Annotated in this window: 11 protein-coding genes and 1 riboswitch; of the genes, 6 read left to right on the top strand and 5 right to left on the bottom strand. The window is 76.1% G+C overall.

From position 1 onward, the window contains the following. Window positions 1-101: 101 nt before the first annotated feature. The 4 genes from D7M15_RS04100 to D7M15_RS04085 all read right to left on the bottom strand — a co-directional run bounded on the left by D7M15_RS04100 (window position 102) and on the right by D7M15_RS04085 (window position 4,988). On the bottom strand, window positions 102-1,691 hold the full coding sequence (locus D7M15_RS04100; protein ID WP_121516230.1) for a cobyric acid synthase: 1,590 nt from the start codon (window positions 1,689-1,691) through the stop codon (window positions 102-104). Next, a complete protein-coding gene (locus tag D7M15_RS04095; RefSeq protein ID WP_121516229.1) occupies window positions 1,688-2,728 on the bottom strand; it encodes a cobalamin biosynthesis protein in 1,041 nt (346 codons plus the stop codon). Before D7M15_RS04095 ends, D7M15_RS04100 begins: the two co-directional genes overlap by 4 nt. Window positions 2,729-2,876: 148 nt before the next feature. Beyond that, window positions 2,877-3,006: riboswitch (cobalamin riboswitch) on the bottom strand. A gap of 305 nt (window positions 3,007-3,311) precedes the next feature. Continuing rightward, window positions 3,312-3,524 (bottom strand): hypothetical protein, encoded by a 213-nt coding sequence (locus D7M15_RS04090; protein WP_121516228.1) that lies wholly within the window; start codon window positions 3,522-3,524, stop codon window positions 3,312-3,314. A 33-nt stretch (window positions 3,525-3,557) separates the two neighbouring features. Further along, window positions 3,558-4,988 carry an inorganic phosphate transporter gene (locus D7M15_RS04085; RefSeq protein WP_121516227.1) on the bottom strand — a complete coding sequence of 477 codons (1,431 nt, stop codon included), beginning with the start codon at window positions 4,986-4,988 and terminating at the stop codon, window positions 3,558-3,560. 184 nt (window positions 4,989-5,172) lie between these two features. Here D7M15_RS04085 and D7M15_RS04080 point away from each other — a divergent pair, with 184 nt between their 5' ends. From D7M15_RS04080 to D7M15_RS04055, 6 genes are all read left to right on the top strand, one after another. Next, the gene (locus D7M15_RS04080) at window positions 5,173-5,850 is read left to right on the top strand and encodes a class II aldolase/adducin family protein (RefSeq protein ID WP_121516226.1); all 678 of its coding nucleotides are present in this window, start codon (window positions 5,173-5,175) and stop codon (window positions 5,848-5,850) included. A gap of 168 nt (window positions 5,851-6,018) precedes the next feature. Beyond that, on the top strand, window positions 6,019-7,245 hold the full coding sequence (locus D7M15_RS04075; protein WP_121516225.1) for an alpha/beta fold hydrolase: 1,227 nt from the start codon (window positions 6,019-6,021) through the stop codon (window positions 7,243-7,245). A gap of 359 nt (window positions 7,246-7,604) precedes the next feature. Beyond that, window positions 7,605-9,062 (top strand): hypothetical protein, encoded by a 1,458-nt coding sequence (locus tag D7M15_RS04070; RefSeq protein WP_121516224.1) that lies wholly within the window; start codon window positions 7,605-7,607, stop codon window positions 9,060-9,062. Window positions 9,063-9,242: 180 nt separating this feature from the next. Next, complete coding sequence (locus tag D7M15_RS04065; protein WP_121516223.1) at window positions 9,243-10,841, top strand: ABC-F family ATP-binding cassette domain-containing protein; 1,599 nt, start codon at window positions 9,243-9,245, stop codon at window positions 10,839-10,841. 418 nt (window positions 10,842-11,259) lie between these two features. Continuing rightward, window positions 11,260-11,481 (top strand): helix-turn-helix domain-containing protein, encoded by a 222-nt coding sequence (locus tag D7M15_RS04060; RefSeq protein WP_240649120.1) that lies wholly within the window; start codon window positions 11,260-11,262, stop codon window positions 11,479-11,481. Between the two features lie 73 nt (window positions 11,482-11,554). Further along, window positions 11,555-12,340, top strand: a complete 786-nt coding sequence (locus D7M15_RS04055; protein ID WP_121516222.1) for an enoyl-CoA hydratase/isomerase family protein — start codon at window positions 11,555-11,557, stop codon at window positions 12,338-12,340. On the opposite strand, the gene D7M15_RS04050 is transcribed toward D7M15_RS04055, so the two are convergent. After that, window positions 12,337-13,083, bottom strand: coding sequence for a hypothetical protein (locus D7M15_RS04050; RefSeq protein WP_121516221.1), 747 nt, complete (start codon window positions 13,081-13,083; stop codon window positions 12,337-12,339). The genes D7M15_RS04055 and D7M15_RS04050 overlap by 4 nt on opposite strands. Between the last annotated feature and the right edge of the window lie 177 nt (window positions 13,084-13,260).

The raw sequence follows: 13,260 nt of genomic DNA, 5'->3' as shown, positions 1-13,260 counted from the left end.
GAGGTGCCCCGTACGGGCGGTCGGGTACGGGCGGGGGTGCGGGTGCGGGTGCGGGTGCGGGTGCGCGCGGCGGGGGCTGCGCGCTGTGGGCGCGGCCGTGCTCACGGCACCCCGGGCGGCACGAACGGCAGACCCGGCGGCGCCCCCCGTTCGATCAGCCGCAGCAGCGCGTCGGTGTCGGCGTGCTCCTCGATCAGGTCGCCGAGGCGCTCCAACTGCTCCTCGCGCAAGGCGGCGAACTCCGTGTCCGGCGCGGGCACGAACGCCCGCCCGGCGTCCGCCGCCACCCGCCGCAGGAACGCGCGCCGGAAACCGTCGCTCTCCAGCGAGCCGTGCCAGTGCGTGCCCCACACCGCGCCGGACCGGCAGCCGTCCGCCGGACGGCCCTCCGCGTCCGCGAGGAACGGTTCGCCGCCGAGCACCTCGGCCACGCCGTGGTGGATCTCGTAGCCCTCGACCCGTTCGCCCAGGGCCGTACCGACGGGACGCGCCAGGGTCTTCGCCGCGGCGAACCGGACGCGTACGGGCAGCAGTCCGAGGCCCGGTACGACGCCCGCGCGTGACTCGACGTCGTCCTCGATGCGTTCGCCCAGCAGCTGGTAGCCGCCGCAGACGCCGAGCACCGGGCGGCCCTCGGCGGCCCGCGCGCACACCGCCGCCGCCAGCCCGCGCTCGCGCAGCCACGCGAGGGCGCGCACCGTGCCCCGGGTGCCGGGCAGCACCACCAGGTCGGCGTCGGCCAGTTCCTCCGGCCGGTCGGTGAAGCGGACGGCGACGCCCGGTTCGGCGGCGAGGGCGTCCACGTCCGTGAAGTTCGACATCAGCGGTACCGGCAGGACCGCCACGCGCAGCACGTCCGCGCCGTACGGCGCGCCGGACGCGCTCTCCCGCACGGTGCCGCGCAGCGACAGGCGCAGCCCGTCCTCCTCGTCGATGCCGAGCCCGTGCGCGTACGGCAGCACGCCCAGCGTCGGCCGCCCGGTGAGCCGTTCCAGGGTGTCCAGGCCGGGGCGGAGGAGGGAGACGTCGCCGCGGAACTTGTTCACCAGGTAGCCCGCGACCAGCTCCTGGTCCTCGGCGGCGAGCAGCGCCGTGGTGCCGAAGAACGAGGCGAAGACACCGCCCCGGTCGATGTCGCCCACCACGACGACCGGGACGCGCGCCGCGCGCGCGAGACCCATGTTGACGATGTCGGTACGGCGCAGGTTGATCTCGGCGGGGCTGCCCGCGCCCTCGCAGATCACCGCGTCGTGGGTGGCGCGCAGCGTGGCGAGGCAGTCGGTGACGGTCTCCAGCAGGGCGCGACGACCGTCCCCCGCGTGCGTCTCGTCCCCCGCGTGCGCGCCGTCCGTACGGCCCTCGCCGTCCGTACGGCCGAAGTACCCGCGCGCGCTCATCTCCCCCACCGCCCTGCCCAGCAGCACGACCTGACTCGTACGGTCGCCGCCGGGCTTGAGGAGCACCGGGTTCATCAGCGCGCTGGGCTCCACGCGCGCGGCGGCGGCCTGCATGGCCTGGGCGCGGCCGATCTCGGCGCCGTCCCGGGTGACGTACGAGTTGAGGGACATGTTCTGCGCCTTGAACGGCGCGACCTTCACCCCCCGCCGGGCCAGCCAGCGGCAGATCCCCGCCGTGACCACGCTCTTCCCGGCGTCCGACGTGGTGCCCGCGACCAGCAGCGCGCCGCTCACCGTGCCCCCTTCCCCGGGGGCCGCTCCCGGCCGCCCGCCGTCTCGGTACGTGCCGCGGACGCGGAGAACGCCGCCGCGCGCGCGGTGAGCGTCACGGCCAGCGCGAGCGCGTTCACCCGCCGGGACAGCCGTACGGCACGGGCCACGTCCGCCGGAACGGGCGCCCGCCCGCCCGGGTTGAGCACCGGACGGTGCTCGACGCGCCCCCCGTACGACAGCGTGCCGCCCAGCCGCAGGCCCAGCGCGCCCGCGAACGCCGCCTCCACGGGCCCCGCGTTGGGGCTCGGGTGCGCCCCGGCGTCCGCGCGCCACGCGCGCGCCGCGCCGCGCGGGTCCGGGCCCGCGAGGGCGGCCAGCGCGGCGGTCAGCCGGGCGCCGGGCCAGCCGAGCACGTCGTCGAGGCGGGCGGCGGCCCAGCCGAAGCGGAGGTACGCGGGCGACCGGTGGCCGACCATCGCGTCCAGCGTGTTCGCGGCGCGGAACGCCGCCATCCCCGGCACGCCCGCGACCGCGCCCCACACGAGGGCGCCGACGACGGCGTCCGAGGTGTTCTCGGCGACGGACTCCACCACCGCGCGCGCGATCCCGTCGGCGTCCAGCGCGTACGGGTCGCGGCCGCACAGGTGCGGCAGCCGCCGCCTGGCCCCCGCCAGGTCGCCCGCGTCGAGCGCGGCGCCGACGGCCGCCGCCTCGCGGGCCAGGGACGTACCGCCGAGCACGGTCCAGGTGACGGCGGCGGTCAGCGCGGCGTACGGCACCTCCCGCGCGGCCACGCCACCGGCGTCCCGCCCCGGGTCCCGCCCCGGTGACGGTCGGGTCAGCGCCGTCGCCGCCGCGGCCGTCCCGGCTGCGCCGCCGACGCAGAGCGCCGTGTGCAGCGCCCCGGCGCCGCGGTGGTCGCGCCACAGGGCGCGTTCCAGCCGCCCGGCGGCCCGCCCGAAGGCGGCCACGGGGTGGCCGCGCCGGGGGTCGGCCAGCAGCAGGTCGGCGAGGAAGCCGAGGGCCGCGCCGTACGTGTGGGCGCGTGCGGTCCGCACCGCTCAGCGCGCGTACGGGGCGGCGGCGCGCACCGCGTGCGCGTACGCGGTGGCCGTGGGGGAGCCGGGTGGCTGGGCGCAGGGAAAGCCGGGCATGGGTGTGTCCTCACTCAGGGTCCGCGCCCTGGCTCGACGTGTCCGGCGGTGAGAGTCTCCTGGCTCCCGGATCGGCGTCCGCTCCGGCCTTCCAGCCCGAACTCCGGGCCGTGACAACTGGGTTGGGGGACGCTCCCCGGTGACAGTGGCGGGACCGCGCCGGACTCGCACCGGCTTCCTCTCCTGCCGCCGTTCGGCAACGCGGGCAGTCCACCACGCGCGCCGGTGACCGTCAACTGGGCCCTGACCTGCGGCGGGAGAGTGTGAGCAGGCACACGGGGACGCCCACCGCGACCGCCCCGCCGTGGTCCGCGCCGCCGCCGGGGGGCCGGTGCGCCGCACGGGCCGTACCGCCGGGGTCAACTCGCGGCGCGCCCGGGGGAGTTCGCGGTCCGCCCACCCGGCGGCGCCGCGCCTACGACACCGGCCCGCCGCCCCCCGGGGGGACGACGGGCCGGGAATCACGGCACCGGGCGGGTGGGCCCGGTCAGGCGGCGATGAGGTAGATGCCGAACGCCACGGCGGCGGCGCACAGCGCGAAGCAGGCGTACGCGCCGGTGCGCGCCAGCGTGGTGGCGCCCCCGCCCCCGGCGGGCGAGGAGGAACCGAGGATGCCGAGCGTGAACACGCCCACCAGCCCGACGGTCGCCACCAGGCTTATGCCGAAGACCTCGCCGAGTGCGGCCCAGTCGATGTCCATGCGTGCGTCCTAACAGGGAGAGGTCGGAGACGGTCAGGAGAGGCTGGAGGCCGCGGGCCGCGCGTCGGCACCCCGCGCACCGGCGCCCGGGGCGCCCGTACCGGAGAGACCCGCGGGACCCGAACCCCCGGTCGCCTGCCGGGGGATGGTGCCCTCGGCGGCACCGTCCGGCGCCGTCCCCGCCGGGGCCGTGCCCGCGTCGTCGTCCGACGCGTCACCGGCCGGGGCGGCCGTCGTGGCCGCGTCCTCGCCGGAGCGGCGGGCGCCCGCCGGGGGCGGCGGCGCGACCGACCGGAGCGCCGCGGTGACGACGCCCTGCGGCGCGTCGGCGGTCGGCGCGCCGGGGACCGGGGTGGCGCCGGGCACGTCGTTGACGTTGGTGTGGTCGACCGGCTCCCGCCGGGAGGCCAGCCAGATGCCGCCGCAGACGGCGAGGGCGAGGACGGCGACGACCGTCACGCCCCAGTCGCCCTGCTCGGCCACCACCGCGGCGAGCGCCGCGACCAGCGCCGCCGCCGGGATCGTCAGCCCCCAGCCGACCGCCATCCGGCCCGCCGTGGACCAGCGCACGACGCCGCCCTTGCGGCCGAGACCGGAGCCCATGACGGCGCCGGAGCAGACGTGCGTGGTGGAGAGCGAGAAGCCGATGTGCGACGACGCGAGGATCGTCGCGGCGGCGCTCGTCTGCGCCGCGAAGCCCTGCGGCGGCTGGATGTCGGTGATGCCCTTGCCCATGGTGCGGATGATGCGCCAGCCGCCGAGGTACGTGCCGAGCGCGATCGCCGTACCGGCCGCCACGACCACCCACATCGGCGGGTCCGCGTCGGCGCCGAGGGCCCCGCCGGAGATCAGCGCGAGGGTGATGACGCCCATCGTCTTCTGCGCGTCGTTCGTGCCGTGGGCGAGGGAGACGAGCGCGGCGGAGGTGATCTGCCCGGCGCGGTAGCCCTTCGCGGTCCGCGCCTCGTCGGCGTTGCGCGTCATGGCGTACGACAGCCGCGTCGCGAACATCGCGGCCACACCGGCCACGAGCGGCGCGGCGAGCGCGGGTATGAGCACCTTCATGACGACGACGTCACCGTTGACGGCGCCGAAGCCGACGGAGGCGGCGGTCGCGCCGAGCAGGCCGCCCATCAGGGCGTGCGACGAGCTGGAGGGGAGCCCCGCGAGCCACGTCAGCATGTTCCAGACGATGGCGCCGACCAGCGCGGCGAAGATGACCTCGGGTTTGATCCCGGAGTCCTCGTCGATCAGTCCGGAGGAGATGGTCTTCGCGACCTCGACCGACACGAACGCGCCGATCAGGTTGAGGACCGCGGACATCGCCACCGCGGTCTTCGGTCTGAGGGCGCCGGTGGAGATGGTGGTGGCCATGGCGTTGGCCGTGTCGTGGAAGCCGTTCGTAAAGTCGAACACCAAGGCCGTGACGATCACGATCCCGATGAGAAGCGTGATGTGTTCCATTCACCCGGCGCAATCAGTCGAGGGGAGATGACGTCGTGAACCTAAAGATCGCGAGTGAACGGGAGGTGAATTCGGGCGGGCTTCGGAGTGTCACTCCCCGAGGCGTCTTGTGAGGAGAACATCACGATGCGTCACAGCCGGTGCACGTGTGGTTCGCGCTAGGGTTCGGGGCTGGAGGTGCGCGATGGAGACCACGCGGAACGACGAACAGGCTTGTGCCTGGCGGGAGTTGGTGGACACCGCCCGGAGGACCGTGACCGAGGGCCTCGTGGTGGGCACCTCCGGCAACGTCTCGGTGCGCGTCCACGACACCGTCCTCGTCACCCCCACCGGCGTCCCGTACGACCGGCTCGGCCCCGACGACCTGTGCGCCGTCGACCTCGACGGCCGCCCCGTGGCCGGACGGCTCCGCCCGACCAGCGAACTCCCCATGCACCTCGCCGTCTACCGCGCCACGGACGCCACCGCCGTCGTGCACACGCACGCCGTCCACGCCACCGCCGTCTCCACGCTCGTCGACGAACTCCCCGCCGTCCACTACATGACGGCCGCGCTCGGCGGCCCGGTGCGCGTCGCGCCGTACGCCACGTACGGCACCGACGAGCTGGCCGCCCACATGCTCCACGCGCTCCGCGACCGCAGCGGCTGCCTCCTCCGGAACCACGGCACCGTCACGTACGGCACCGGCCTGGACCAGGCGTACGACCGCACCGCGCAGTTGGAGTGGATGTGCCGCGTCTGGCTCACGGCCTCGTCCGTCCCGGGACGTACGCCGCACCTGCTGCCGCCGGAGGAACTGGACCGGGTGGCCGCCGCCCTGCGCGGCTACGGGCAGCGGGCGGACCGCCGCCCCACCGGCTGACGCCTCACGGACCGCCCCCGGCCGACGCCCCACGTACCCGGCGCCGCCGACGTGACGACCACGGACCGACGCGTACGGGAGCGCGCCGCCCGTACGCCCCCCCGCGCCGGTCACCCGCCCACCGTCCGCCACTGGCCGCCGGGCCGCCTGGGCCCGACACTTGGCAGGATGCGCCTCAAGACGACCGCGGCCCTGACCGCCACCACCGCGCTGGGCGCGGCGGCCGCGGCGGCCGCCGCCGGGCGGTACGCCGCCGACGCCGCCCTGCGGCCCACCCGCGCCCGCCGCGGGCGGCCCCCCGTGCCCGCCGGGTTCGCGGACCCGCCGCTCACCGTGCACTCGTTCACCCTCTGGTCACCCGGAGCGGACGGCGACCCCGCGCCGGACGACGCCCACCACTCCGGCGACATCGCCCTCACCCGTTCCCTCACCGCCCGGCTCCCCGGCACGTACGGGCTGTACGGGCGCGGCTGCCACGCCGTCGTCGGCCCCGAACCGGCCGACCCGCCCGACGACGCCGCGGTGGACACGACCGTACGGCGGCTGGAGCGCGTCACCTACGGCGACCTGCGGCCGGGCGCGAAGGTCCGGCTCACGCCGCTCGTGCACGTCGGTGACCCCCGCGAGGCGCTGGGCATCGACCACGTCGACGTCGACGTCCCCGGCGAGACCGGCACCCTGCCCGGCTGGTTCGTCCCCGGCCGCCGCGACACCTGGGTGATCGCCGTGCACGGACTCGGCACCACCGTCGAACAGGCCCTGAACGTCCTGCCGTTCCTGCACGGGCAGCAGCTCCCCGTCCTCGCCCTCGCGTACCGGGGCGACAGCGGCGCGCCCCGCCCCGCCAACGGCGTCGGCCACCTCGGCGACACCGAGTGGCGCGACGTGGACGCCGCCCTCCGCTACGCCGTGCGCTACGGCGCCGACCGCGTCGTGCTGTACGGCTGGTCCACCGGCGCGTACATGGCGTTGCGCGCCGCCGCCGAATCGCCGCTCCGCCAGCACGTCAGCGGCCTCGTCCTGGACTCGCCCGTGCTGGACCGCCGCGCCACCCTGCGCGCCCTGGCCGCCGCCCGCGGCACGCCGCGCGCGCTGCTCCCGCTGGCCGTACGGGCCGCCGAGGGCCGCGTCGCCCTCCGCGCGGACGGCGAACTCCCCACCGGCGGCGGCCCGGACGCGCCCCACGGCCCCGCCCGCCCCACCGTGCCCACCCTCGTCGTGCACGGCCCGGACGACACCGTCGCCCCCTGGGAGCACTCCCGCGAACTCGCCCGCCGCCACCCCCACCTGGTGTCCTTCCACGGGGTGCCGGACGCCCGGCACGCGGCGATGTGGAACGTCGACCCCGCCGCGTACGAGGAGGTGCTCCGCCGCTTCCTCACCTCCGTCATGTGACCGGCACCCGCCACCCGTCACCCGTCACCCGGCACCCGCCGCCCGGCGTACGGCACTTCGGCCGCCCGCCCCGCGCCCGTACGGTGCCTCCCGCCGGGCCCGCCCCTTACCACGCCCCGGCGACGGCACCCTGGCGCGGAGACACCTCTACGGTGTCCGGCGCACGCCGTCTCGTACCCCGTCCGCCCGCACGCGGACGCCCCGCCGGGACACCGGCGGGGCGCGCGCCCCGGCGCGGGGCGGCACGGGGCGCGGGAACACGGCGCGGGGCGGCCCGGGGCGGGGGCGTCGGCCGCCGCAAGTGAGCCGGGGGCGACCCCCGTTTGGGATTTTCGCCCCGCACCATGAAGACTGCTCCTGTGACGTCCCGTACACCGCGAGACACCCGACTGCGCCTCGTACCCCGACGACCCATCGCCGCCGCGCGCCGCACCGTGACCGAGGCGGCCCGCAGCCGGGCCTGGCCCGCGCACGGTTCGTCCGCGCCCAGGCCGCCCGAGGGCACCCCGTCGCCCGCCGCACTGGCCCGGCAGGCCAGGGCCGTGCTCGGCAGCGCCGTACGGATGGCCCGCTGGGTCGCCGACGAGCCGCACACCGCGGCCGTGCCCACCTCCGACGCCTTCGAACGGGCCGCCGAGGAGCTGCGCCGCACCCCCGCGCAGGTGCGCGCCGACTGGGACCGGGCCCGGCTCGCCGGGCTCGTCGAGGTGCACGGCGACACGGCGAGACCCGGCTGGCGGCTGCGCGCCTGGGAGCGTGACGACGCCGCCGTGCTGCGCGGCTGGGTCGGCCTCTTCGACGCCTGGTCCCTGGCCCGGCCCACCCCGGCCGACGCCGCCGACCCGGTGCTCGTCGGCGAGGTCGTCGTGGCCATGCCGCAGTTGCTGTCGCTGCTGCACCTGTCGTCGGGCCCGGTCACGCTGCCCGCGCTGCACGACATGCTGGCCCAGCGCATCACCGAGCTGCGCAGCGAACGCGAGTCGGGCGCCGACCTGTCCGGCACCCCCGACACCGACACCTCGCTGCCCGCCCTCCTCGGCTGGGCCCTCGACGGCCTCGCCTCGGTCGGCGCCCTCACCCGCTGTGACGCCCGCGACCCCGCCGAGGCGCGCGACCCGGCGGGCGCCCGCGAGACGCGTACGGTCCCCACCGCCGCGCTCACCCCCCTGGGGAACTGGGCGGTGTGGACCAAGCTGGAGCAGATCTGCGTCGCCGCCCAGAGCCCCGCGGGCAACATCGAGCAGTCCGCCGAGGACATGCTGCGCGGCTGCGCGCAGCTCACCCCCGGCCCGTCCCGCGCCGAGTGCCGCGCCTGGCTCGCCGCCCGGCCCACCGGGCCCGCCGTCAGCGAACTGCTGGAGGCCGCGCGCGGCGAGGACGCCCTCATCCGCGGCCTCGCCTTCGAGGCGCTGCGCGTGGTCGGCTCCCCGGCGGAGCCGGACGTACGGGCCGCCGCGTACGAGCCGACGCTCCGCCCGTACGCCCTGCTCTGGCTCGCCGAGCTGGAGGGCGCCGACCCCGAGGAGCTGGCGGGCGGCGCCTCCGGCGTGCTCACCCGCGAGGAGGCCACCTGGCTGTGGGTCGACACCGCCGCGGCCGTCACCGACCACGGGGAGGGGCGGCTGCTCGTCGACCACCTCGACACCGCGGTGCAGGGCTCGGTGCCGGACCTGCTGGACGAGGTACGGGCCACCGGCCATCCCCGTACGGTGCAGGTGCTCGTCGCCCTCGCCGCCGCGCACCCCGACCCGGCGCTGGCCAAGGCGGTGCGCAGAGCCGCGTTCCAGGTGCACACGGGGGATCCCGAGGGCGTGTGACGCGCGTAGCCGCCCCCCACTCCGGCCTCCGCCGGGGCGGGGCGGCCGCCGGAAAACCGACTTGCGCGCCGCCGTTAGACTGGGGTCATGGCTCATCTCCTCGTGCATTAGGCGTCCGTACGTCTTCGCCCGCTCATCCGTCGTACGTACGTCACCCCTTCCCGCCTTGGAGCCCTGACCGTGATCACCGCCTCCCGCCTTGAGCTGCGCGCCGGCGCCCGTGTCCTCATCGAGACCGCCGACTTCCGGATCGCCGCCGGCGACCGCGTCGGCCTCGTCGGCCGCAACGGCGCCGGCAAGACCACCCTCACCAAGTGCCTCGCGGGCGAGGGCGTGCCCGCCGCGGGGACCATCAGCCGCAGCGGCGAGGTCGGCTACCTCCCGCAGGACCCCCGTACCGGCGACCTCGACGTGCTGGCCCGCGACCGCATCCTCGCCGCACGCGGCCTCGACGCCGTCATCCGCAAGATGCGGGAGAACGAGGACCGGATGGCGAACGGCCAGGGCGCCACCCGCGAGCGCGCCATGCGCAAGTACGAGCGCCTGGAGACGGAGTTCCTCACCAAGGGCGGGTACGCCGCCGAGGCCGAGGCCGCCACCATCGCCGCCAGCCTCGGGCTGCCCGACCGGGTGCTGGGGCAGCCGCTGCACACCCTGTCCGGCGGCCAGCGCCGCCGCGTGGAGCTGGCCCGCATCCTCTTCTCCGACGCGGACACCCTGCTGCTCGACGAGCCGACGAACCACCTCGACGCGGACTCCGTCGTGTGGCTGCGGGACTTCCTCCGCACGTACCGCGGCGGGCTCATCGTGATCTCCCACGACATCAACCTGGTCGAGACCGTCGTCAACCGCGTCTTCTACCTCGACGCGAACCGTGCCCGGATCGACGTCTACAACATGGGCTGGAAGCAGTACATCGACCAGCGCGAGGCCGACGAGCGGCGCCGCAGGCGCGAGCGCGCCAACGCCGAGAAGAAGGCCGCCTCCCTCAACCAGCAGGCCGACAAGATGCGCGCCAAGGCCACCAAGGCCGTCGCCGCGCAGAACATGGCCCGCCGCGCCGAGAAGCTGCTGTCCGGCCTGGAGGCCGAGCGGCAGCAGGACAAGGTCGCCAAGCTCCGCTTCCCCGACCCCGCGCCCTGCGGCAAGACGCCGCTGATGGCGGACGGGCTGTCCAAGTCGTACGGCTCGCTGGAGATCTTCACCGACGTCAACCTGGCCATCGACCGCGGCTCCCGCGTCGTCATCCTCGGCCTCAACGGCGCGGGCAAGACCACGCTGCTCCGGCTGCTGGCCGGGGTCGAGGAACCGGACACCGGGAAGGTCGAGCCGGGACACGGGCTGAAGCTCGGGTACTACGCGCAGGAGCACGAGACGCTCGACCCGGACCGTACCGTCCTGGAGAACATGCGGTCGTCGGCGCCCGACATGGACCTGGTGGCGATCCGCAAGACGCTCGGCTCGTTCCTGTTCTCCGGCGACGACGTCGACAAGCCCGCCCGGGTCCTGTCCGGCGGTGAGAAGACCCGGCTGGCGCTCGCCACCCTCGTCGTCTCGTCCGCCAACGTGCTGCTCCTCGACGAGCCGACGAACAACCTCGACCCCGCCAGCCGCGAGGAGATCCTCGGCGCGCTGCACACGTTCACCGGCGCCGTCGTCCTCGTCACGCACGACGAGGGCGCCGTCGACGCCCTCCAGCCGGAGCGGATCATCCTGCTGCCCGACGGCGTCGAGGACCTGTGGGGCCAGGACTACGCGGACCTGGTGGCGCTCGCCTGACCGGTGGGGCGGCTCCGCGCCGGGCTCGGGGCTCCGTCTCCGCGCGGAGCCGCCCGCCCGCGTGACCCCCGTCGGCGCGTGATCACTCCGTACTGGATCATTCGGCCCACCGCCGGGTCCCGCATCTGAGTGAGAACGGCTCGTACCACGGCGCGGCCACTCTCCGTACGCGCCCTGATCTGCCAGGGGTACGGGCCGTCGCGGGCCGCCGTCGGGCGCACCCCGTTGACCTGGGGTTTCGCGAAACGTGCCGGAGGAGCGCCAGAATCCGCGCCGGTCCGGTCACCCTGCGGCGCCGTCCGGACACGGGCACCCGGCGTCCGGTCGACTTGCGACGACCTTGCCGAATGGGTGGCCAGATGGGGGCCTAGGGGTGATCATGAGAGTCACAGAGCGCACTTCCCACGAGGAGGCACGGGTGGCCGAGACTCTGAAGAAGGGCAGCCGGGTGACCGGCGCTGCGCGCGAGAAGCTCGCGGCAGACCTCAAGAAGAAGTACGACTCCGGTGCGAGCATCCGGGCGCTGGCCGAGGAGACCGGCCGCTCGTACGGCTTCGTCCACCGGATGCTCAGCGAGTCCGGTGTCGCCCTGCGGGGGCGTGGCGGAGCGACGAGGGGCAAGAAGACCGCTTCGTCCTGACGGGGCTTCCCGGCGGTCCGCGCCGGTGGTTACTCTTCGGTACAACTGCTGAGTAACCACCGGAGGATGCCCGATGACCGAGCCGCTGCTCGACAAGGACGGCGTGCTGCTCGACGTGGACGGCGCCGTGGCCACGGTCACGCTCGCCCATCCCGCCAAGCGCAACGCCCAGACCCCCGCCATGTGGCGGGCGCTGGACGAGGCCGGACGTCTGCTGCCGGGCGACGTACGGGTCGTCGTGCTGCGCGCCCAGGGCGCCTCGTTCTCCGCCGGGCTCGACCGGCAGGCGTTCACGCCCGAGGGCTTCGACGGCGAACCGTCGTTCCTGGCGATGGCGAAGGGCTCCGACGCGGAACTGGACGCCACCATCGCCACGTACCAGCGCGCGTTCACCTGGTGGCGCCGCCCCGACCTCGTCACCATCGCCGCCGTCCAGGGCCACGCCATCGGCGCCGGCTTCCAACTCGCCCTCGCCTGCGACCTGCGGGTGTGCGCGGACGACGCGCAGTTCGCCATGCGCGAGACCAGCCTCGGCCTGGTGCCCGACCTCACCGGCACCGCGCCGCTCACCCGACTCGTCGGCTACGCGCGCGCCCTGGAGATCTGCGTGACCGGCCGCTTCGTCCACGCGGCCGAGGCCGAACGCACCGGGCTGGCCAACCTCGTCGTCAAGGGCGACGAACTGGACGGCGCCGTCACCGACCTGGCCGCCGCGATCCTCGCCGCGCCCCGGGACGCGGTCGTCGAGACGAAGGCGCTCCTCGCGGGCGCCGCCGACCGTACGGAGGAGGAGCAGCGGGCCGCCGAACGCGAGGCGCAGGGGCGCCGGTTGCGCGACCTGGCGGGCCTCGCGGACTAACCGGCGCTCTCACGGCCCGCGTCGACCGCCGCGACCAGTACGGCGGCGGTGGCGGGGGCGCCGCCGGGACCGGCCGCCGCGTTCCCGGCGGCGGTGCCCGCCGCACGGGCCACGTCCAGGGCGCGGCGGCCGTCGGCCACGGCGATCTCCACCTGCGTGTGGCGCGCCGCCCGGTCGCCGTCCGTGCCGTCCGCACCGCCGCCCCCGGTCGTCACCCCGCCCGGCGCCAGCGCCGCGACGAGCCCCGCCACGCCGGGCACCGCGGCGACCGCCGCCGCGACCGCGCCGTCCGCGCGGCAGTACGCCGCTTCCTTCTCCGCCTCCTCGTACGCCCCGGCGCCCGGCGCCCCGTCCAGCAGCGCCGTGATCCGCAGGTCCACCGTCCGTACGGGCAACCCGAGCCGTACGTCCGCGGCCCGCGCCAGCGCCGTACGCAGCCGCTCCGACACCTCCGGCAGCGGCTCGTCCGCGGCCGCCGCGTACTCCGCCTCCAGCCGCAGCGGCCCGTACGGCAGCCCGCTCGGCGGCGCGGGCACCGCCCGCCGCACGGCGCCGTCCGGGTCGGCCAGCGCGAGCCGGAACGTACCCGGGACCACGCCGCGCACCTCCGCGGCTGCCCGCCGCAGGGCGCCGACCGCGGCGGACTCGGCGATCCACGCCGTGTCGTCGGCGTCGCCCAGCGGCAGCAGCCTGCCGAGGTCGAGTCGGCGGCGTACGGCCTCGGCCAGCGATTCGGCGGTCATGGGCGCGCTCCTCTTCCGGTCACCCCTCCGGACCCCTCGGCCCGGAGTTCCTGGTGCTGCCCCGCAGCCTGCCCCACCACGGGCCCGTACGCGGCGCGCGTCACCCGTACGGCGCCCGGTGCCGGGGCGCGGGCGGCCGGGCGACCCTAGCGTGGGCGACGGAGCGGCAGGCCGTTC

Source organism: Streptomyces sp. Z26 (assembly GCF_003665095.1).
GTDB classification, from domain to species: Bacteria; Actinomycetota; Actinomycetes; order Streptomycetales; family Streptomycetaceae; genus Streptomyces; species Streptomyces phytohabitans.
Note: the sequence above shows the minus strand (reverse complement) of the source record. Positions and strands in the feature narration are given on the sequence as shown.

Excerpts from the sequence above, each read along its gene's own strand:
- D7M15_RS04090 (WP_121516228.1), bottom strand. The coding sequence starts at position 3,524 with ATGGACATCGACTGGGCCGCACTCGGCGAGGTCTTCGGCATAAGCCTG.
- D7M15_RS04085 (WP_121516227.1), bottom strand. The coding sequence starts at position 4,988 with ATGGAACACATCACGCTTCTCATCGGGATCGTGATCGTCACGGCCTTG.
- D7M15_RS04080 (WP_121516226.1), top strand. The coding sequence starts at position 5,173 with ATGGAGACCACGCGGAACGACGAACAGGCTTGTGCCTGGCGGGAGTTG.
- D7M15_RS04075 (WP_121516225.1), top strand. The coding sequence starts at position 6,019 with ATGCGCCTCAAGACGACCGCGGCCCTGACCGCCACCACCGCGCTGGGC.
- D7M15_RS04055 (WP_121516222.1), top strand. The coding sequence starts at position 11,555 with ATGACCGAGCCGCTGCTCGACAAGGACGGCGTGCTGCTCGACGTGGAC.
- D7M15_RS04050 (WP_121516221.1), bottom strand. The coding sequence starts at position 13,083 with ATGACCGCCGAATCGCTGGCCGAGGCCGTACGCCGCCGACTCGACCTC.